The organism is Agrobacterium sp. SUL3, assembly GCF_001263295.1.
GTDB classification, from domain to species: domain Bacteria; phylum Pseudomonadota; class Alphaproteobacteria; order Rhizobiales; family Rhizobiaceae; genus Agrobacterium; species Agrobacterium tomkonis.
In genome coordinates this window covers 165,067-184,473 of record NZ_KQ414503.1, presented here as the reverse complement: position 1 = coordinate 184,473, position 19,407 = coordinate 165,067, and the positions used below count along the sequence as shown (strand labels likewise).

The window sequence follows — 19,407 nt, the reverse complement described above, 5'->3', positions numbered from 1 at the left end:
ATCTATTCTGCCAGAGCGTCAGTTGCGGCTGTCGTAGGTGGCCAGATTTGCGGGGGTGACCAGTTCGAACGGAATCCAGACATTCTGCTCGACCGGCTCCTTGGCGATCATCTTGAGGGCGGTTTCCAATGCGCCCTTACCCTGCCCCGCCGCATCCTGAAACACGGTGACGGCAAGCTCGTCCGCCTTCATGGCCTTCATCGCATCCTGCGTCGCATCTATGCCGCCGACCACGATCTTGCCTTCGCCGGCGCCAAGCGGCTTTTTTACACCCTTCAGCGCCTGTATCGCGCCGAGCGCCATCTCGTCATTATTGGCGATGATCGCGTTGACGTCGAGGCCGGCGCTCAGCCAGTTGGTGACGAGGTCTGCACCGGAAATACGGGTCCACTTGCCGGCCTGCTTGTCGGCAACCGTGATGCCGGCGCATTCCGGTTTCTTCAGCACATCCTCGGCCGCCTTGGTGCGGACGCGGGCAGCCTCATAGGCAAGATCACCCATAATGATATTGACCTTGCCCTTGCCACCAAGCAACCGGCACACTTCGGTCATCTGCAGGGTGCCGGCCTGATATTCATCGCTGCCAACGAAGCTGACGCCGCTTTCCGGCAGTTTTTCGACCGGCTGACGGTTCACATAGATCAGCGGAATGCCGGCGGCCGCAGCAGCAGCCGTGATCGGCTGGGTCGCGGAGGCATCCACCGGGTTGACGATGATCGCATCCAGCCCCTGGGCGACGAAATTATTGACCTGATCAAGCTGCCTGCCGATATCGGTCTGGGCATCCTCGAATTGCAGCTGAATATCTGGCTTGCCTTCGGCCGAACTCTGCATGGCAAGCCGCAGGATCGTCAGGAAGTTGTCATCGAAACTCGACATTGCAACGCCGATATTGGCGGCATTCGCCGTCGTAAAAAGCGCGGACGACAAAAGCAGTGCGGACAGTAGGGATTTCATCGGTTCCTCCTCAATACGCCAGCGTGCGGCGCCATGTTGACCAAGGGCTCCTCAACCCTCGCCGCCAGTAATAATGGGAGCGCTCTCAGTCTGTCAACCTCGATAATCTTGGCGAAGGGTCTGCACCGCAGCGCTTGATTGAATCCCATCACAATTATTTCTCGAGCATCTATATTCCAAAACAAAATAGCGACCTTGGCGCTAGATATCAAAACCCTGCAGAATCCAGACAATCTAACGACAACCAGCCCATCCTTGATGGAACTCACAGTGATATTGACAATATGGGAGCGCTCTCATATCAAAATTGCAGATTACATATCCGTCTCTGGGAGGAACATATGACAGGATCGGCAATCGCGGTCATTGGCGCCGGCATGATCGGCGCTGCGCATGCCTTCGGCTATAAGGTCAATATCGATCGGATCTCGGGCCGGCTCCCCGGCCTGCGCCTGAAGACCATCTGCGACGCCAATGGTGAGCTTGCCGCCTCGATGGCGGCAAACTGGGGTTTCGAAACCATCGCTTCGGACTGGAAAGACGTGCTTGCAGATCCGGAAATCGGCATTGTCAGCATCTGCCTGCCGAATTTCCTGCATGCGGAAGTCACGCTGGCCGCACTCGCGGCCGGCAAACACGTCATCTGCGAAAAGCCGCTGGCGCTTGATGCGGAAACGGCGGCCCGTATCTACGAGGCGTCGAGAGCGACCCCCACCGTTTCCGCAACCGTCTTCAACTATCGCCGCATTCCCGCCATCGCGGCAATCCGGCAATTGATCCAGAACGGCGAGATCGGCGAACCGGTCAACGCGCTCGTCCAGTATGAAAGCGAATATGCCGCCGATGCGCAGCTGCCCCATAGCTGGCGTTACGAGCGCAACCGGGCCGGACCGGGCGCGCTACTCGATATCGGCACCCATGCCGTCGACTTAGCCCGTTTCCTGTGCGGCGAAGTCGAGGAGATCGCCGGTGCAATCGCGACCATTTCCATCAAGCAGCGTTTCCTGCCGGCCGGCGCCAGCATCGGCCACAACCATGTAGCGTTGAGCACGGAAAGCCGCCTGGTTGACAATGACGATGTCATGTCCGCCCTGCTACGCTTCGAAAATGGTTGCCAAGGCACTTTTCTTGCCAGCCGCGTTGCCGTGGGCATGGGCAACAGCCTGACCGTTGCGATCACCGGCACGAAAGGTACGGTTCGCTACAACTCCCGTACGCCGGCGCATTACGAGATCGCCCGTTTCGACGGTTCAGGCCAGTCGCCCTTCACCATCGTCGCCAACCATCCGGCCCTGCCTTTCGCCGCGCTGCTGCCGGTGCCGCATGACGGCGTCGCCATCGGTTATGCCGAGGTCTTCGGTTTCATGATCCATGAATTCCTCGACGCCATCGCCAAGGGCGGGCCGATGACGAATGGCTCCATCCTCGATGGGCTGCGCGCCAGCGAAATCCTCGATGCGATCCAGCAAAGCGCGGATACCAACCGGCCCGTTAAGGTCAGACACATCTCCGTCTGAAGCCAAAGGAGCAAATGATGAAAATTGGTCTCAATACCGACGGCTTCGGCGCGCTGCCGCTTGCCGCCTGCCTCGACCAGATCGCCGAGCTTGGCCTTACCCATGTCGAATTCGGGCTTGGCGGCTGGTCGAGCGCACCTCATGTGGATATCGCTGATCTGCTTGCCCATACGGCCTCGCGCGATCGCCTGAAGGGCATGCTGAAGGAACGTAACCTCCAAATATCGGCGCTCAATTGCTCGGGCAATCCGCTGCATCCGGGAAAGATCGGGATCGACGACAGCAAACTTGCCTATGACACGCTGGAGCTGGCCGCCCTGCTCGGCGTCGAACGGATCGTCATGATGTCCGGCCTTCCCGCCGGCGGGGCGGAGGACCGGAACCCGAACTGGATCACCTCTTCCTGGCCGCTCGAGGCCATGGAAATGCTGGAATGGCAATGGAGCGAAAGGGTTCTGCCCTTCTGGAGAAAATTCGCAGCAGCCGCGGCCGAAAAGGGCCTGAAGATCTGCGTCGAGCAGCACGGACGCCAGTGCGTTTATAATAGCGAGAGTTTCTTCCGCCTGCGCGACGCAGTCGGGCCGACCGTCGGTGTCAATTTCGACCCCAGCCACCTGATCTGGATGGGCGGCGATCCGATCTCCGCCATCGAGGCGCTGGGTGAGTGCATCTACCATGTCCATGGCAAGGATTCGCGCATCGAACTGCGCGCCCGGATCGACGGCCTGCTCGACACGAAACATGTGATGCCAGTCGAAGGCCGCTCATGGAATTTCGTCTCGCTCGGCCACGGCACCGCCGTGCATGGCTGGCTCGATATTATCAGGGCGTTGCGCAAGACCGGTTATGATGACGTCATCAGCATCGAGAACGAGGACTACTCCATGCCGCCGCTCGAAGCCGTCGCCACATCGGCAACCACCCTGCGCTTCTGCATAGAACAATCAGCGGGCGTCAAATGACGCCTGCTGGGGTCGCACCGCGAAATTAAAGCGCCGGCGCTTGCCAGTTTCCATCAGCCTTCTTTATAGGAAAGCATGAGCAACTTTCCCGCCCGTCCCGGAGTAACGCTTGAAGATGTCGCCAAGGCGGCGGGTGTTTCACGCTCGCAGGCATCGCGCGCGCTGCGAAACGACCCCGGAGTCCGTGGCGACACGAAAGCGCATATCCTCGCCACTGCCGCCAGCCTCAAGTATACGCCGAACCTTGCCGCCCAGACGCTGGCAAGCCGCCAGAGCCGCACGATAGGCCTTGTTGTCGGCGATGTGCTCAACCCTTACGAGGCAATGCTGGCGCGCGAATGCGATAAAGCTTTGCGGGATGCCGGTTATTTCGCCATGCTGGCCGTTTCCGGCACGGCCGCCACGCTGCGCGCCTTCATCGACCAGCGCATTGCCGGCCTCGTCCTCATCGGCGCACCGGGGGAGCGTGAAGAGATCGCCGCCGTTTCGAAGCTGCTGCCGACGGTCTATATCGGCCGTAATCTGGCAACGGAGACGGTGGAAAGCGTAAGCTCGGATGATGCGCTCGGCGCCCGGCTGGCAACGGAGTTCCTGCTGGGGCTCGGTCATCGCGCCATCGCCCATATTACCGGCGGCAGCGGCGCCGGCGCCAACAGCCGCGCAAACGCCTATCGCGACACGATGCAACGGCAGGGCCTGAAACCCATCATCGCCGAGGGCCGGTATGACGTTGACGCCGGCAGCGCGGCAACCGATGCGCTGATGGCCCGAAAGGACCGCCCGACCGCAATCTTTGCGGCCAACGACCTTATTGCGCTTGGCGTCATCAGCCGGCTTGCCGGGCACGGCTTCCGGGTGCCGGATGAGGTGGCGGTCGTCGGCTTCGACGACATACCCATGGCCGCCTCCGAACCGATTTCACTCACCACCATCCGCCAGAAGGTGCCGGACATGGTTGCCGCTGCCGTCGAAACGCTGACAACGCGGCTCGCCGACCCATCAGCACCGATCCGCAACCTCGTCATAGCGCCGGAACTGATTATCCGGCGCTCCTCCGGCCCGCAAATCTGAAGCACGGCGCGCCGGGTCGGGACGCGTCATGCAATTGCTGCGTTTTGCCTTAAACGGTAACGCGCTTTCCGGTTTCCACCGATTGAACGCAGGCATTGGCAAGTTTGAGGGCCACCACGCCGTCTTCACCGGTGGTGGCCGGTTGCCTGCCTTGCTTGAGGGCCGCGATAAACTCGGCAATTTCACCGGCATAAGACGCGGTGTAACGCGTCATGAAGAAGTTCTGCAGGGGCGCGCTACGATAACCATCCGCATTGCCGATGACGACCGTGTTCTCATGGTGGTTTTCCGCACGGGCAACACCAAGCGAACCGTGCACTTCCACCCGCTGGTCATAACCATAGGTGGCGCGGCGCGAATTGGTAATAACTGCCTGGCGGCCCGACGCCGTTTCTAGAATGACGGTGGCGCTGTCGAAATCGCCTATGTCCTTCAGCTCCGGTTTCACGAGAACCGAAGCATGGGCCGACACCACAACCGGCTCTTCGCCGAGCAGGAAGCGGGCCATGTCGAGATCATGGATCGTCATGTCGCGGAAAATGCCGCCCGAACGCGCAGCATAGGATAAATCCGGCGCACCCGGATCACGCGAAGTGATCGTCACCATTTCAACATCGCCAATGCGCCCGGCATCAATCGCGGCGCGCACGCCGGCAAAATTCGGGTCGTAACGGCGGTTGAAGCCGAGCATCAGCGTTACTCCCGCCGCCCTGGCAATCGAGACCACCTCTTCGGCCCGGGCAAGATCGAGATCGACAGGCTTTTCGCAAAAGACGTGCTTGCCGGCTCGCGCGAATTTTTCGATGAGGTCGGCATGGGTGTCGGTCGGCGTGCAGATCAGCACGGCGTCGATGGATTGATCCGCCGCAATGGCATCCACATCCGCCGCCCTCGCGCCCGATGCCCGCGCCAGAGCTTCCGCTGCGGCCGGCAGGGCATCCGTAACGGCCACAAGTTCGGCATCGTCACTGCCGGCAATGGCCCGGGCATGTACCTTTGCGATACGTCCTGCGCCGATGAGGGCAAGTTTGATCGTCATTTCAATATCCTTTCACATCAACCCATGCGCCGCTTTTTGCCGAGGCGAAAACCGCGTCGGCCACGGCCGCATTGGCTCGCGCATCCCGCATGTCGAAATAGGGCACCGCCTCGCCGCGAATTGCCCGGGAAAAATTCGTCACCTCTTCCTCGTATTGGTCGAGTGGCGGAAATTCGAGCGTGTGGATGTCCGAATTCGCATGATCGGCCGAGGTGTCGATGGCGATGATGTTGGGGCTGACGCGTGGGGGCACATAGGCCTGCGGCAGCGAGATGAAGGCCCTTTCGCAGACGATCTGGATCGATTGCGAGGAGGCCTGCGCCATCGAAACCATGAAAGTCGCGTGTCTGCCGTCGCCAAAATCGAGGATGACCGAGGTGAACATGTCGATGCCGCCAGCATTATGGGCGGCGGCGGCGAAAGCGCGTTTCGGTTCGGAGCCAAAGACATAACGCGCCGCCATGGCGGTGTAGCAGCCAAGATCGTAATAGGCACCGCCGCCGAATTCCGGTTTCTGGCGGAAATCCGCCTCATTGGTCATCATGAAGGACAGGAGCGAGGAGAAGGAAAGCGGTCTGCCATAATCCTCCGCCTGAAGGATTTGCCGTAGCCTGATCCAGCGGGGCTGCTGGCGAACCATGAAGGCCTCGGAAATCTTCAACACCGGATCGATATCCCTGAGCTGATCGAGTTCCGCAGCCGTCATGGCTGCCGGTTTTTCGCACAGGACGTGCTTGCCGGCCTTCGCCGCCTTACGAGTCCATTCCACATGCAGATGGTTCGGCAGGGCGATATAGACCGCCTCAACATCCGGATCGGCAAGCACCTCTTCATAGCTGCCATAGGCACGCTGAATGCCGTGCCGGTCCGCCATGGTTCTTGCCCGTTCCAGGCTGCGCGCGCCGATGGCGAGCGGCTCGCAGGTGGCGCTTTTGACCAGACCCGGAATGATGGCACCGTCCGCAATACGCGCAGCGCCGAGTATGCCCCACCGAACGGGGGCGATGGTGTCGTTCATAATGTATCCTCCCTGAAGGGACCCGCCTTTGATCGGCCGACCAAGCCCTCCGACGCGGCAAACATGCCCCGGTGCATCATGTCCGGCAAATGCCATGCTGATGGAAAACCATCAGCCGTGCGGCCTCTCAGAAAGGCAGCGGATTCGGGAGGTTTTCCGGCCCGTAAAGGACGACAGGCACCTCCGTTTCAGGCGGAAAGGATCCCTGCCCGGCATCGAAGAATTCGAAATGGCGAAGCAGGATGTTCACCGCCAGCCGCACCTGCAGTTCCGGGCTTTGGTCGATCGTGAGCGACATCAGTCCTTCCCGCAGAAAAGCGGCGGTATTGCGCGTCAGTTCGTGCCCGACAAAGACGGGGCGATCCGGGAGAATATCGGCGCGGATGGCCCGCGCCACGCCGATATTGGCCGCCCCCACATTATAGACGGCGACAGTATCGGGTTCGGCATGAAAGGCCTCGCGCAGATGAAGCTCCGAGCGAGCGCGGTCGTCGCCCCCTTCGACGATACACGCCACATGCCAGCCCGGCGCCTTTTCCGCCAGAAACTGCGTGACACCGCGCACGCGGTCGGCATGTGACTGGAAGCCGAGATGATTGCACAACAGGATGACCGGCCCCGGTTTGCGCGCCATCCTGCTGATGAAATAACCGGCCGAGCGGCCGGCGCGATAGTGATCCGTTCCGGCATAACCGATCCGCGCCGAGCCGGGAACATCGGAGATGACGGTGACGACGGGAATGCCCCGCGCGCTCAACTCCTCCACCGCCGCATGAACGAGCGGACGATCCTGCATATAGGAAACCACCGCATCGCAGCCGGTCTTTGCCAGCGCCTTCGCCAGGGTTTCCGGCCGCTCATCCTCCAGCACCGTCCGGTGAATAACGATCGATCTGTCGAGCGAGGTTGCGATCCGCCGGAACTCGAACCCCATGCGGGCGATGAGCGGCAGTTCCGGCCGGGCAAGGATGACGTCGATCCGGATAAGCCTGCGATGCGCCTGCGGCAACATGCGACGCAGGCCAAGTTCCTTCGCCGCCTGGAGGACCCGTTTGCTGACCGCCTCGCTGACATTGCCGCGATCATTGAGGACCCGGTCGACGCTTGCCGTGCCGACCCCTGCCCGTTCGGCAACATCCGTGATCGTGACACGCCTGCCCTGCCGTTTCGACACCATCCCCAAGCTCCTCCGCATCGCCCGCCTGTGCGGTCATTATTTTCGCCCGCACGGCTATAACGACTATCGTCTTCCTGATGGAAATCAATCAACTGTTTCAGCACAATCTCGCGCGAATAATATGGTGCCGGCAGGCTAAAGAAGCCGTTGCCGCAACAGAGCTTCCAGCCAGTCCGCAAAGACCTGCAATCGCCGCGACAGATGCCGGCGGTGCGGATAAAGCAGCGTCATCGGCATCGGTTCGGCCTGATAGGCAGGCATGATCTCGACCAGTTCACCGCTCTCGATATGCGGCCTGACATCGTAAGCGGGTATCTGGATCAAGCCGAGACCGGCCAGACAGCAGGCAATATAGGCCTCGGCACTATTGACGGTGACGCGGCCGCGCATGGAAACCGAATGCAGCGCCTCGCCTTCGAGCCATTCCCAGTTTTCCACGCGCCCGCTGGAAGGAGAAGCGTAATTGATGGCCCAGTGGCGGGAAAGATCATGGGGAAGCTGCGGCATGCCGTGACGCTCGAGATAGGCGGGGCTGGCGACATTGATCAGCGGCAGCTTGCCGATCGGCCTTGCGATGAGACCGGAATCGCTGAGCGCACCGACGCGCAGCACACAATCGATATTGTCTTCCACCAGATCGACTGCCCGGTCCGTCACGCCGAGACTGATGTCGATCTGCGGGTAAAGGTCGAGAAATTCCGGCAAGGCGGGTGCGATGACAAGGCGTCCGATCCGGCCCGGCACATCGATCCGCAGCCGCCCCGAGGGTTGCGCCGCGCTTTGCCTGAACAGGTTTTCCGCATCTTCGACATCGGCGATAAGCCGCTGGCACCGCTCGTAAAAAGCCGACCCATCCTCGGTCGGAGAGACCTTGCGCGTGGTGCGGTTAAGCAGGCGTGCGCCAACGCGCGCCTCCAGTTCCTGCACCGCTGCCGAAACCGAGGAGCGCGGAATGCCAAGCGTATCGGCGGCCCGCGTGAAGCTCGCACAGTCTACGACACGCGCGAAGATACGGAACAGGTCGATGCGATCCAATGGACATCCTTTACTGTGCGGATTTTCTGACAAGTCATGTCAGAATGACGGACTTTATCACGCAATTCTAGACGATATCTTTGCTGCATGAAAGCGCAGCAGGCATCGCTGTGTACCGACAGAAGGAGGCCAACCCCATGACCGATCATTCCATCAAAGGTAAAACAATCATCATCGCCGGCGGCGCAAAAAACCTCGGCGGGCTGATCGCACGCGATTTCGCCAGCCAGGGCGCAGGCGCAATCGCCATCCACTATAACAGCCCCGCCACAAAGGCCGACGCCGACGCAACCGTGGCGGCCGTGAAGGCAGCCGGCGCGCAGGGCGTTGCCCTTAAGGCCGATCTCACCACGGCAGGCGCGGTCGAAAAACTGTTTGCCGATGCCGTCGCCGCCATCGGCCGGCCGGATATCGCCATCAACACGGTCGGCAAGGTGCTGAAGAAACCGATCCTCGAAACATCGGAAGCCGAATATGACGAGATGACCGCCGTCAACGCCAAGTCGGCCTTCTTTTTCCTCCAGCAGGCCGGCCGCCACGTCAATGACAATGGCAAGATCTGCACTCTCGTTACCTCCCTGCTTGGAGCATTCACGCCGTTTTACGCCAGCTATGCCGGCACCAAGGCGCCGGTGGAGCACTTCACCCGCGCCGCCGCCAAGGAGTTCGGCGAACGTGGCATCTCGGTGACGGCGATCGGCCCCGGCCCCATGGATACACCGTTTTTCTACGGGCAGGAGACGCCGGAAGCGCAGGCCTATCACAAGAGCGCCGCGGCACTCTCCAGCTTCTCGAAAACCGGCCTTACCGATATCGAGGACATCGTTCCCTATATCCGCTTTCTCGTTACTGACGGCTGGTGGATGACGGGGCAGACCATTCTGGTCAATGGCGGTTACACCACCAAATAATCTCGATTGATCTTCTTCGATGGTGTGGTGGCGAAGCGTGCAGACGTTTTCGCCACCTTTCTTTTGGCGGGCATGACCAATTTCGACGGCCGCGGGACCATAAAAAGACATATGTCATATGGCCTGAATGAATATACCGATATAAAACTCCCCATCCTGTTCACGGAGCCATTTAGGGGGAGCGGATGAATTCAGGGCGTCGCGGTGTTCTCGCTTTTTTGGGCAGCCTTGTTCTGGGAGCGCCATCCCTCAGCAAAGCGGCAAGCAAATCCTCGGCCTTTGCCGAATCCCGGTCCGAGTACCAACCCCGGCATGTTCTGTGTTTCCTCGGAACAGAAAAAGGTCTGGCAGCGCTCCAACAAAGCGCTCGCACCGCAGTCGACACATTTGCTGCCGATTTCAGTATCGATGAAGAATATTCGCAGGATGAACCGGACGACCGGATGGAGCGCTCCTTCAATGTCTGCTGGGACCGTGTTGATCCGGACACCTATCAGGAGGCTGACGAAGAGGCTGTCGCCGGACACGGCTCGGTTCTTTACGTGCTTGGCCCGTCGATGGCCGCAGAAAACGCGGTCATGACATCCGCCACGGCCTTGCAGTTCGTGCAACATATGCTTGACCACGGCGCCATTGCCGTCAAAGGCGAAAGCGCAGGCGTCGCGCATGGAGCACGACGCTGGAAAGAGCTTTTCGAACAGTCGCGCAGCGACGCCGCCTCCGGTGATCTGCTGGCGCTCGCCAAAACCTGCCGTCTCGCTTTTGCACGCCGCCCCATCGGCGACGATGCCAAGGGCATGGCAAGCGTCGGATTTCATCTGGTCGGGCTGCCTGATGTCGAGGTGGGCTTCATCCGAAAAGACGAAAACCTGCCGTCAACCAATCCGGAGCAATTGAAGATCGCCGCGCTGATGGACGATATTGCCGATCAGATGGCGCGCGATGGTGTGCAAACGACAGTAACGGCTCATCAGGCCACCCTGTCCAATGACATGCGGTATGAGGACGATAGCTACAAATTCAATCCGTTCGGCGTCGTGAGCATTCAAGACTACAAACTCTGACATAAGGGCGAGCCGCCGCTGGCGCCTAAGGTGCAGGTGCAAGGTCACTCTCTCCCGCCACAAGCAGCATCGGCCATATGCAATGGCGGGCCTGATCGGGATAGAAAGGCGCAAAGGCCGGCATGGTCGATAGAAGCGTCTGGGCAACCGTCACGCCAAGATCATGCAGGGACATGCGAAAACTGGTCAGGCGCGGTTCCAGAAACTGGCCGCGTGGACCATCACGAAAGCCGATGACGGCGAGATCGCGCCCCGGTTTGAGGCCGACTTCGGCAAGCCGCCGATAAAGACCGACAGCCATCAACTCATAGATCAGCACGATGGCCGTCGGCCGTGGGCGCATCTGAAGCCACTCACTGGCGGCATGATATCCGCCCTGCTCGCTCGATTTTGTCCGGATAACCAGAGACGGATCGTATGTTATGCCTTTTTCCTCGAGGGCGCGTTTATATGCCTCCAGAAAGACATAACCGAGATTGATGTCGTTATCGGCGGCCGCCACCGCAATGCTACGATGACCTGCGGCCACCAGCCGGTCGACGGCGCTTTTCGCCACGCCTTCGAAATCGAGATCGATCCAGGCATGATCCGTGCTGGACGAGGTGCGGCCCAGCGCGACGAAAGGTAGACGGGTCTGCTTCAAAAAATCCACACGCTTGTCGATCCGACGGGTCGAGGAAATGATCATCGCGTCAACCATGCGGCGCGCCACCATGCGCTTTAGATATTCGTCCGGATCTTCCTCCCCCGGACAGGGAAGAACGATAAGATCGAGATTGTGGCCGGAAAACACGCTTTGCAGACCATCCGTCACGCCCATGAAGAAGTTGTCGGAATTCTCCACCGTCTGCGCGTCGCTGCCGGTCATCAGGCCGATAACATTGGTGGTACCTTGCCGCAGGCTGCGGCCCGATTGATTGGCGACATAACCAAGCTTTTCCGCCGCTTCCAGAACACGGCGGCGCGTTTCCTCGTTCACATCGGGCTTGCCGTTCAGGGCACGGGAAACGGTGCCTATCGATATCTCCAGATAATCGGCAAGCTGACGAATTCCTTTCATGCAATCCCCTCCAAAGCCCGGCGCGCCATCAACGCGCCCCTCTACGGTCTTGACATATCTAACATCATCGTCATAGTCTCGTAAACGTTTACGATACTCTGCGCAAAGAGGAGTTTGCGAAAGAGTCCGGGGAGATGAGATGACATTCAATGCCGTTTTATGCGGGTGCGGAGCCATGGCCAAAGGCTGGCTGCGCGCCATTCAATCCACGCCGGAAATTGCCGGCGCGATCAGGATCGCCGGGCTGGTTGATCTGAATGAGAGCACGGCCCGCGGGCTTGCCAAAGAATTCGGGCTGGCAGACGCGGTCATCGGCACCGATCTCCGTGAGGTGCTGGCGCAAACAAAAGCAGACATATTATTTGACGTCGTCATCCCGCAGGCGCGCTTTACCGTGGTCGCAGCAGGCCTTGAGGCCGGGTGCCACGTGCTCAGCGAAAAGCCGCTTGCGGCATCGATGGAAGAGGCTGCGAGCCTGGTGGAACTGGCCAAAAATGCCGGTAAAGTCCATGCGGTGGTGCAAAATCGTCGGTTTGTGGCGGGTATCCGGCGGCTACGACACGCTGTGGGAGACGGCATCATCGGCGACTTAACGGCCATTCATTGCGACTTTTTCCTTGGTCCTCATTTCGGTGGTTTCCGTGAGGAGATGAAGAACGTCCTGCTTCTCGACATGGCGATCCATACCTTTGACGCCGCCCGTTTTGTTGCCAATGAAAAGCCCCTCTCCGTCTTTTGCGTGGAAAAGAATCCAGCTGGTTCCTGGTATGCCCATGGGGCAAGCGCAAATGCAATTTTCGAATTCTCCAACGATGTGGTCTTCACCTATCGTGGCTCCTGGTGCGCCGAGGGTGAAAGAACCAGCTGGGAAGCCCGCTGGCGTTTGATCGGTTCGAAGGGAATGATCCTCTGGGATGGAGAAGACGGTTTTTCGGCCTCCGTGGCGGGTGATGAACAGGGCCTGTTACGAGGCTCTACGACCGTAAACGTTTCCGATGCTGTTTCTGAACGGGATACGCGCGGCCACGCCAGCGTCATTCTCTCGTTCCTGGAGTCCATCCGCACCGGCCGAATGCCGGAAACAGCCTCTTTCGACAACATCAACAGCCTTGCCATGGTGATCGGCGCGATTGAAAGCGCCCGCCTTGGTCAGCGTGTTTCCATTGCAGCATAAGGACTGAAAGACGTGAGCAATCCGGCAAAATCCATCCGCATCGGCACCATGGTCAGCGCCACCAAGGGACAGGCGGCCGAGCGCATCGGCCAGATCGCCGATCTCGGCTTTGAAAGCTTCGAGCCGTTCTTCTGGCAGACGACCAACGGCCAGGACATCGCTGAACTCGGCAAGCGCTGCCGCGAGGCGATCGGCGAACGTGATATCACCATCAGCACGCTCGGCATGTTCGGCAATCCGCTGGAAGAAACCGAGATCGACCTTCAGACATTGCAGGGCTGGAAAGACTGCATCGACAATGCCCATCATTTCGGCGCCACCTGCGTTGCGGGTTTCACCGGCCGGCTGCGCGGCAGGCCGCTGCCGGAAAGCCTGCCAAGATACAAGGAAATCTGGAGCGAACTTGCAAAACGCGCCGCCGACAAGGGCGTGAAGATCGCCTTCGAAAACTGCGCCATGGACGGCAACTGGCAGACCGGCGACTGGAACATTGCCCATAATCCCGACGCATGGGAACTGATCTTCAACGAAACGCCTGAGGACAATATCGGCATCGAATGGGAACCCTGCCACCAGATGGTTTACCTCATCGATCCGCTGCCGCAGATCCGCAAATGGGCGGACAAGATTTTCCACGTGCACGGCAAGGACGCGACCATCCGCTGGGACGTCATTCGCGAACACGGCATTTTCGGCAGGGAGAAATTCGTCTTCATGCGCACGCCGGGCTTCGGCGACAGCAACTGGACCGACATTATTTCCGAACTGCGCCTTGCCGGCTGGTCCGGCTCCATCGACATCGAAGGCTGGCATGACCCCGTCTATCGCGACGCGCTGGAAATGACGGGCCAGGTGCATGGCTTGAACTATCTGAAAAAATGCCGCGGCGGCGATTTCGTCGTCGACCCGACATAACGGACGCCTTTGGGAGAAGGTTTCCGAAAATTGCAGCGACGATAACCAAGAGGAGGAGATTATGGGTATCGCGAAATGCATGATGGCCGGCGTATTTGTGCTGGCGGGCGTATCCGCCGGAGCGATTGCCGCCCACGCGGAGGACGTGACGTTGACCTTGTGGTCGCTGGATCGTGATATCCAGCCGGCACCGAACCTCATAAACGAGTTCAACAAGCTCAATAACGGCATCAAGATCGAATATCGGCAATTGCAGTTCGATGACGTGGTGAGCGAAGCGATGCGCGCCTATTCGACCGGCAATGCGCCCGACATCATCGCCATCGACAACCCCAACCACGCCATGTTCGCCGCCCGCGGCGCCTTTCTTGATGTGACCGACATGATCGCCAAGTCGGATGTCATCAAGACGGAAAACTATTTTCCCGGACCGCTGAAATCGGTGATGTGGGACGGCAAGTATTTCGGCGTGCCGAAGGCGACGAATACGATCGCGCTTTATTACAACAAGGACCTGTTCAAGGCCGCAGGGCTCGATGCGGCAAAACCGCCGCAGACCTGGGACGAGCTGGTGGAAGCGGCCCGCAAGCTGACCGACCCTTCAAAGAACGTCTATGGCATCAGCTTCAGCGCCAAGGCCAATGAGGAAGGCACCTTCCAGTTCCTGCCCTGGGCGCAGATGGCAGGCGCAACCTACAAGAACATCAATACCGAGGGTGCCGTCAAAGCGCTCGAAACGTGGAAACTGATGCTGGATGAAAAGCTCGCGTCACCGGACACGCTGACACGCAGCCAGTGGGATTCCACCGCCACATTCAACGCCGGCAATGCCGCCATGGTCATTTCCGGCCCGTGGGAAATCGATCGTATGCTGAAAGACGCCAAGTTCGACTGGGGTGTCGCCTTGCTGCCGGTGCCCACACCTGACGCCCCCCGGTCATCGGCCATGGGTGATTATAACTGGGCGATCTTCTCCAAGACCAAACATCCCGAAGAAGCATTCAAGGCCATCGAATTCTTCGCATCGCAGGACAAGGACATGTTCAAGAACTTCGGTCAATTGCCGGCGCGCTCGGATGTTCCCGTGCCGCCAACCGGCAATGCACTGAAGGATGAGGCGCTGAAGACCTTTGTCGAGCAGCTGAAATATGCGCAGCCGCGCGGCCCCTCACCCGAATGGCCGAAGATTTCCAAGGCCATTCAGGACGCTATCCAGGGCGCCCTGTCGGGACAGATGACGCCGAAAGCCGCGCTCGATCAGGCCGCTGAAAAGATAAAGCTGGTCGAAGGCTGATTGGACGGACGGGCGAGCGGAGTGTCCGACGCCCATCCGCAGGGTTCCTCCCGGTGGGGTCGCCTGTCGCAAAATGCGACGGCGGCCCCAAGCGGAGCTTGCGAGGATGTTTCATGAAAAAACTGTTTTCCAGCGTCAGTGACGGTCGCGGTTTCGACATCGTCCTTGTCGCCCTGCCCTTGAGTTTCCTGTTCGTCATGGCGGGTCTGCCGCTGCTCTACAACATTGTCATGAGCTTTCAGGAAGTCGACATGTTCAGCCTGGGCACCTTCGTGCGCCCCTTCGTCGGCTTCAAGAATTACTTCGATCTGTTCCGGCAGCCGGAAACCCTGCCGATCCTCTTCAACACCGTCACCTTCGTCGTCGCCTCCATTGCCGGGCAATTCGCCATCGGCTTCGGACTGGCGCTGTTCTTCTGGGTGAATTTTCCGGGCGCCACCTGGCTGCGCGGCCTGTTCCTCGTGTCCTGGGTCATGCCCGGCCTCGTCGTCGGCGCCATCTGGAACTGGATCCTGTCCGGCGACTTCGGTGTGCTGAATTTCTTCCTGCGGGAAAGCGGCCTGATTTCAGGCAATATCTTCTGGCGTTCGGATGCGAATTTTTCGCTCTGGGCCGTCGTCATCGCCAATGTCTGGCTCGGCACTTCCTTCAACATGATCCTGCTTTCCGTCGGCCTCGCCTCAATCCCCGGCGATCTTTACGAAGCGGCGGAACTGGACGGGGCGAACGCCTGGCAACGCTTCTACACCATCACCCTGCCGATGATGCGCTCCACCATCGGCGCGATCGTCTCCCTCGGGCTGATCTTTACCCTGCAGCAATTCGATCTTTTCGCCGCCATTACCGATGGCGGACCGAACAACAGCTCCAACGTGGCGCAATATTGGGCTTGGGACCTGTCCTTCCGGCAATATGATTTCGGCAAGGGCGCGACAATCTCCGTCATCATGATCGTTTTCGTCATGCTGGCTTCCATCGTCTATGTGCGTTCCACACGACATGAGGTGCGCGGATGAGCACCACCAACCGTAACCGCCTGATGCTGGCAATCGCCATCGTGCTCGCCATCATCTACCTCTTTCCGCTTTACTGGATGTATCTGACCTCGCTCAAAAGCGGATCGGAGATGTTCGCCAATCCGCCCGGTTTCTGGCCGACAGACCCGCAATGGCAGACCTATGCCTATGTCTGGCAAAGCCGCAACATGGGCCGATATCTCTGGAATTCGGTACTGATCGCCTCCGGCGCTGTGCTGCTGATCACCATTCTCGGTGTCGGTTGCGCCTATGTGCTGGCGCGCTATCGCAATGTCTGGGTGGATATCGGTCTGTTCCTCATCCTCATGCTGCAGGTTCTGCCGGCATCGCTGATGATCACACCGATCTTCGTCGGCTTCTCGCAATTCGGGCTTCTGGATTATCCGCGCCTGTCGGTCATTCTCGCCATTGCGGCGAAAAGCATGCCGTTCTTCGTGGTCCTTGTGCGCGCCACCTTCATGGCCGTGCCGCAGGAGCTGGAGGAGGCGGCACTGGTGGATGGTAATTCCCGGGTCGGCGCCTTCTTCAACATCGTGCTGCCCCTTGCCAGAAACGGCATCCTCGTCAGCGCCATCCTCATCTTCATGCAGGCCTTTGGGGAATTCGTCTATTCGAAATCGATGATACAGGCGGCCGAATTGCAGCCCGCCAGCGTCGGCCTCAATTCCTTCATGGGCCCCAATACCAGCGAATGGAACAACATCATGGCCTATGCGACCATGTATGTGACGCCCATTCTCGCCCTCTTCATTCTCTTGCAGCGCCGCATCGTGTCCGGCCTGACCTCAGGAGCACTCAAATGACCCTTCAAATCGAACTTTCCGGCGTCAACAAATATTACGGCGCCTTTCATGCCCTGAAAAATATCGACCTTTCCATCAAGAGGGGCACCTTCGTGGCACTTGTCGGCCCCTCCGGCTGCGGTAAATCCACACTTTTGCGTTCGCTGGCCGGGCTGGAGACCATATCGGCCGGTGACATGCGCATCGCCGGCACGCTCATGAACGGCGTGCCGCCGCGCAAACGCGATGTAGCGATGGTGTTCCAATCCTATGCGCTCTATCCGCATATGACGGTGGAGGAAAACCTCACCTATTCGCTGCGCATGCGTGGCGTCGCCAAGGCCGAGGCCCGCAAGGCAGCCGAAGAGGTTGCCGCAACGACAGGACTTTCCAAGCTGATGAAGCGTTATCCGCGTGAACTCTCCGGCGGCCAGCGCCAGCGCGTGGCCATGAGCCGGGCGATCATCCGCAATCCGCAGGCCTTCCTGTTCGATGAGCCGCTCTCCAATCTCGACGCCGCACTGCGCGTCCACATGCGCAAGGAAATCCGCGCGCTTCACGACCGCCTGCACGCAACCTCGGTCTATGTCACCCATGACCAGATCGAGGCGATGACCATGGCCGATCATGTCGTCGTCATGCGCGATGGCATCATCGAACAGCAGGGAACGCCGCTGGAACTATACGATCACCCGGTCAACCGCTTCGTGGCGGGCTTCATTGGCTCACCGGCGATGAATTTCATTCCGGCCATCGTCAGCCCGGACGGCGCTTCGCTTCAATTGCGGTTCGGCGAAGGTGAGCCGCAGCAGCAGATCAGGAATCCGGCCGCCCTGCCGCCAGGCAAACATGTGGTCGTCGGCATCAGGCCGGAGCACATAAGGCCAGCAGCGGCAAACGGGGCGGCATTGACGCTGCCCGTTTCCGCCGTGGAAACCACCGGCTCAGCCACCTTCCTCACAACAGGCACATCCACGGAGCTGGTTATCGCGGTGCAGGGACGCAGCGAGGTCAAGGCCGGCGAGGTCATAGGTCTCGATATCGCCCCCACCGATCTGCACCTCTTTGATGAGGAAACAGGCACCGGTCTCGCAAAACGGTAAGCGCAGGGCAGGAAAACAAGCGCGCTCCCCAAGCGATATTTCCAATGACCTCGGGGAGCGCTGCAAGGCCAGAGACCAGACCCTTTTCCCGGTGGCGTTATCCTCGACGAGAACATATAACAGCGCCTGTGATCGCAGTCGGATGCTGCGATCGACCACGCCGCCGTCGGTAACCTGATATGCCGCTTCATCGGCTGCTTTCGTCACAGGCAACCGAATTGCACATCACCGACTGAAGAGCAGACAAACGCAGATGAAGCTGAACATGACGACCTGCTTTATCATCGCCGCCGCCGGCACACTGGCATTTGCGGCTTTCCAGCTGAAAGATTTTCACATCGGCATAGGCGAGCGCGCCATGGGCGGCTATGACGGTTCCTCAACCGACACACAGGCCGTGTCCGACGCTGCGCGTGAAGCAAGCGAGGCCGCTGCACGCGCCGAAGCCGCTGTCGACGCCCTGAAACGCCGCGACTGATCGTTACGACGCTTTCAGCCGCAGCTTTCCCGCAAAGCCGCCCGGTTCAGCGGTTCCTGAACAGATCGATGATGTTGCGGCGCGCGGTGGTTGCGGGCACGGCGGTACCACGATCGACCTCGCGCGCGGCGATGACCGGCGAACCGGAGCCATCAATATCCACCCAGCGACCGGCATGATCGGTGGATTGACGCTTGAGATAGCTATAGGGCGTTTCGTCCCAGCGAAGGATTGTCGGCTTCATATTGTCGAGAATGAAATCACCGCGATCCGTCCTCACCGTGAGGATCGCATGGCCATCTCCCCGCTCGTCACGGACAACGGTAATCAACAGGTTGGAGGCCGGCAGACCGATATCCATCAGCCGCTTGCGCTTTTCCAGCACGATGTCGTCGCAATCCCCGGCACCCTTGTAGGGATATTCCCAATAGTCCTCGTAACCCCATACTTCCATATCGGAACGCTGGTCGATTTCGACATTGACGGCGCTGTTGACCGCAACCATGGTTTTCCAGTTGTCGGGCGTGAGATGAAGCGGTGGCATGGCCTTCATGGGCTGGCACTCGGCCGAATGCCGCTGGCAGAATTCATAATGTCCAACCGGCTGGGAGGTTATCGCGCCCGTCGCCATCGACGGCGAAGCCTCCGCCGGTGAAAGCAGACCGGCAACGGTCAGAACAAAACATGCCTGCAGCAATTTGTTGAAATAGCTCATGTTCATCTCCTGATGACATGACCTATCGCTGCCGGTTTGAGTTCAAATGAAACAAACCACTCGACTTTTAACGATCCGGAAAATTGGCGCGCCTGCTA

19 protein-coding genes are annotated in these 19,407 nt (G+C 59.5%); 12 read left to right on the top strand and 7 right to left on the bottom strand.

Annotation, left to right across the window (positions count from 1 at the left end; all coding sequences use genetic code 11):
• Nucleotides 1-18: 18 nt before the first annotated feature.
• Nucleotides 19-957 carry a sugar ABC transporter substrate-binding protein gene (locus AKG12_RS13610; RefSeq protein ID WP_052819209.1) on the bottom strand — a complete coding sequence of 313 codons (939 nt, stop codon included), beginning with the start codon at nucleotides 955-957 and terminating at the stop codon, nucleotides 19-21.
• Nucleotides 958-1,298: 341 nt separating this feature from the next.
• Between AKG12_RS13610 and AKG12_RS13600 the strand changes: the two genes are divergently transcribed.
• The 3 genes from AKG12_RS13600 to AKG12_RS13590 all read left to right on the top strand — a co-directional run bounded on the left by AKG12_RS13600 (nucleotide 1,299) and on the right by AKG12_RS13590 (nucleotide 4,507).
• Nucleotides 1,299-2,474 (top strand): Gfo/Idh/MocA family protein, encoded by a 1,176-nt coding sequence (locus AKG12_RS13600; protein WP_052819207.1) that lies wholly within the window; start codon nucleotides 1,299-1,301, stop codon nucleotides 2,472-2,474.
• A 17-nt stretch (nucleotides 2,475-2,491) separates the two neighbouring features.
• Nucleotides 2,492-3,436 carry a sugar phosphate isomerase/epimerase family protein gene (locus AKG12_RS13595; RefSeq protein WP_052819206.1) on the top strand — a complete coding sequence of 315 codons (945 nt, stop codon included), beginning with the start codon at nucleotides 2,492-2,494 and terminating at the stop codon, nucleotides 3,434-3,436.
• Between the two features lie 75 nt (nucleotides 3,437-3,511).
• Nucleotides 3,512-4,507, top strand: coding sequence for a LacI family DNA-binding transcriptional regulator (locus tag AKG12_RS13590; protein WP_052819205.1), 996 nt, complete (start codon nucleotides 3,512-3,514; stop codon nucleotides 4,505-4,507).
• A 49-nt stretch (nucleotides 4,508-4,556) separates the two neighbouring features.
• Here the strand turns inward: AKG12_RS13590 and iolG are convergent, their stop codons facing one another.
• The 4 genes from iolG to AKG12_RS13570 all read right to left on the bottom strand — a co-directional run bounded on the left by iolG (nucleotide 4,557) and on the right by AKG12_RS13570 (nucleotide 8,776).
• Nucleotides 4,557-5,546, bottom strand: a complete 990-nt coding sequence (iolG, locus tag AKG12_RS13585) for an inositol 2-dehydrogenase (RefSeq protein ID WP_052819204.1) — start codon at nucleotides 5,544-5,546, stop codon at nucleotides 4,557-4,559.
• Nucleotide 5,547: 1 nt separating this feature from the next.
• Complete coding sequence (locus AKG12_RS13580) at nucleotides 5,548-6,564, bottom strand: Gfo/Idh/MocA family protein (protein WP_052819203.1); 1,017 nt, start codon at nucleotides 6,562-6,564, stop codon at nucleotides 5,548-5,550.
• Between the two features lie 127 nt (nucleotides 6,565-6,691).
• Nucleotides 6,692-7,741, bottom strand: coding sequence for a LacI family DNA-binding transcriptional regulator (locus AKG12_RS13575; RefSeq protein WP_052819202.1), 1,050 nt, complete (start codon nucleotides 7,739-7,741; stop codon nucleotides 6,692-6,694).
• A gap of 135 nt (nucleotides 7,742-7,876) precedes the next feature.
• Nucleotides 7,877-8,776, bottom strand: coding sequence for a LysR family transcriptional regulator (locus AKG12_RS13570; RefSeq protein WP_052819201.1), 900 nt, complete (start codon nucleotides 8,774-8,776; stop codon nucleotides 7,877-7,879).
• A gap of 137 nt (nucleotides 8,777-8,913) precedes the next feature.
• On the opposite strand from AKG12_RS13570, the gene AKG12_RS13565 reads away from it, so the two are divergent.
• Entirely contained in the window at nucleotides 8,914-9,687 is a 774-nt protein-coding gene (locus AKG12_RS13565) for an SDR family oxidoreductase (RefSeq protein ID WP_052819200.1), read from the top strand.
• Nucleotides 9,688-9,872: 185 nt separating this feature from the next.
• Entirely contained in the window at nucleotides 9,873-10,751 is an 879-nt protein-coding gene (locus AKG12_RS13555) for a hypothetical protein (RefSeq protein WP_052819198.1), read from the top strand.
• A gap of 25 nt (nucleotides 10,752-10,776) precedes the next feature.
• Here the strand turns inward: AKG12_RS13555 and AKG12_RS13550 are convergent, their stop codons facing one another.
• Nucleotides 10,777-11,811: a LacI family DNA-binding transcriptional regulator gene (locus AKG12_RS13550; RefSeq protein WP_046800996.1), complete on the bottom strand. Its 1,035-nt coding sequence runs from the start codon at nucleotides 11,809-11,811 to the stop codon at nucleotides 10,777-10,779.
• A gap of 139 nt (nucleotides 11,812-11,950) precedes the next feature.
• Here AKG12_RS13550 and AKG12_RS13545 point away from each other — a divergent pair, with 139 nt between their 5' ends.
• From AKG12_RS13545 to AKG12_RS13515, 7 genes are all read left to right on the top strand, one after another.
• Nucleotides 11,951-12,985 (top strand): Gfo/Idh/MocA family protein, encoded by a 1,035-nt coding sequence (locus AKG12_RS13545; RefSeq protein WP_052819197.1) that lies wholly within the window; start codon nucleotides 11,951-11,953, stop codon nucleotides 12,983-12,985.
• A 12-nt stretch (nucleotides 12,986-12,997) separates the two neighbouring features.
• The gene (locus AKG12_RS13540) at nucleotides 12,998-13,900 is read left to right on the top strand and encodes a sugar phosphate isomerase/epimerase family protein (protein ID WP_046800998.1); all 903 of its coding nucleotides are present in this window, start codon (nucleotides 12,998-13,000) and stop codon (nucleotides 13,898-13,900) included.
• A gap of 61 nt (nucleotides 13,901-13,961) precedes the next feature.
• Complete coding sequence (locus tag AKG12_RS13535) at nucleotides 13,962-15,194, top strand: ABC transporter substrate-binding protein (RefSeq protein WP_052819196.1); 1,233 nt, start codon at nucleotides 13,962-13,964, stop codon at nucleotides 15,192-15,194.
• A gap of 113 nt (nucleotides 15,195-15,307) precedes the next feature.
• On the top strand, nucleotides 15,308-16,210 hold the full coding sequence (locus AKG12_RS13530) for a carbohydrate ABC transporter permease (protein WP_046801000.1): 903 nt from the start codon (nucleotides 15,308-15,310) through the stop codon (nucleotides 16,208-16,210).
• Complete coding sequence (locus tag AKG12_RS13525) at nucleotides 16,207-17,034, top strand: carbohydrate ABC transporter permease (RefSeq protein ID WP_046801001.1); 828 nt, start codon at nucleotides 16,207-16,209, stop codon at nucleotides 17,032-17,034. The genes AKG12_RS13530 and AKG12_RS13525 overlap by 4 nt, the downstream gene beginning before the upstream one ends.
• Nucleotides 17,031-18,116: an ABC transporter ATP-binding protein gene (locus tag AKG12_RS13520; RefSeq protein WP_052819195.1), complete on the top strand. Its 1,086-nt coding sequence runs from the start codon at nucleotides 17,031-17,033 to the stop codon at nucleotides 18,114-18,116. The genes AKG12_RS13525 and AKG12_RS13520 overlap by 4 nt, the downstream gene beginning before the upstream one ends.
• A gap of 265 nt (nucleotides 18,117-18,381) precedes the next feature.
• On the top strand, nucleotides 18,382-18,594 hold the full coding sequence (locus AKG12_RS13515) for a hypothetical protein (protein WP_225338387.1): 213 nt from the start codon (nucleotides 18,382-18,384) through the stop codon (nucleotides 18,592-18,594).
• Nucleotides 18,595-18,640: 46 nt separating this feature from the next.
• Here AKG12_RS13515 and AKG12_RS13510 read toward each other — a convergent pair whose 3' ends face one another.
• Nucleotides 18,641-19,309: a transglutaminase-like cysteine peptidase gene (locus AKG12_RS13510; protein ID WP_052819194.1), complete on the bottom strand. Its 669-nt coding sequence runs from the start codon at nucleotides 19,307-19,309 to the stop codon at nucleotides 18,641-18,643.
• Nucleotides 19,310-19,407: the final 98 nt, after the last annotated feature.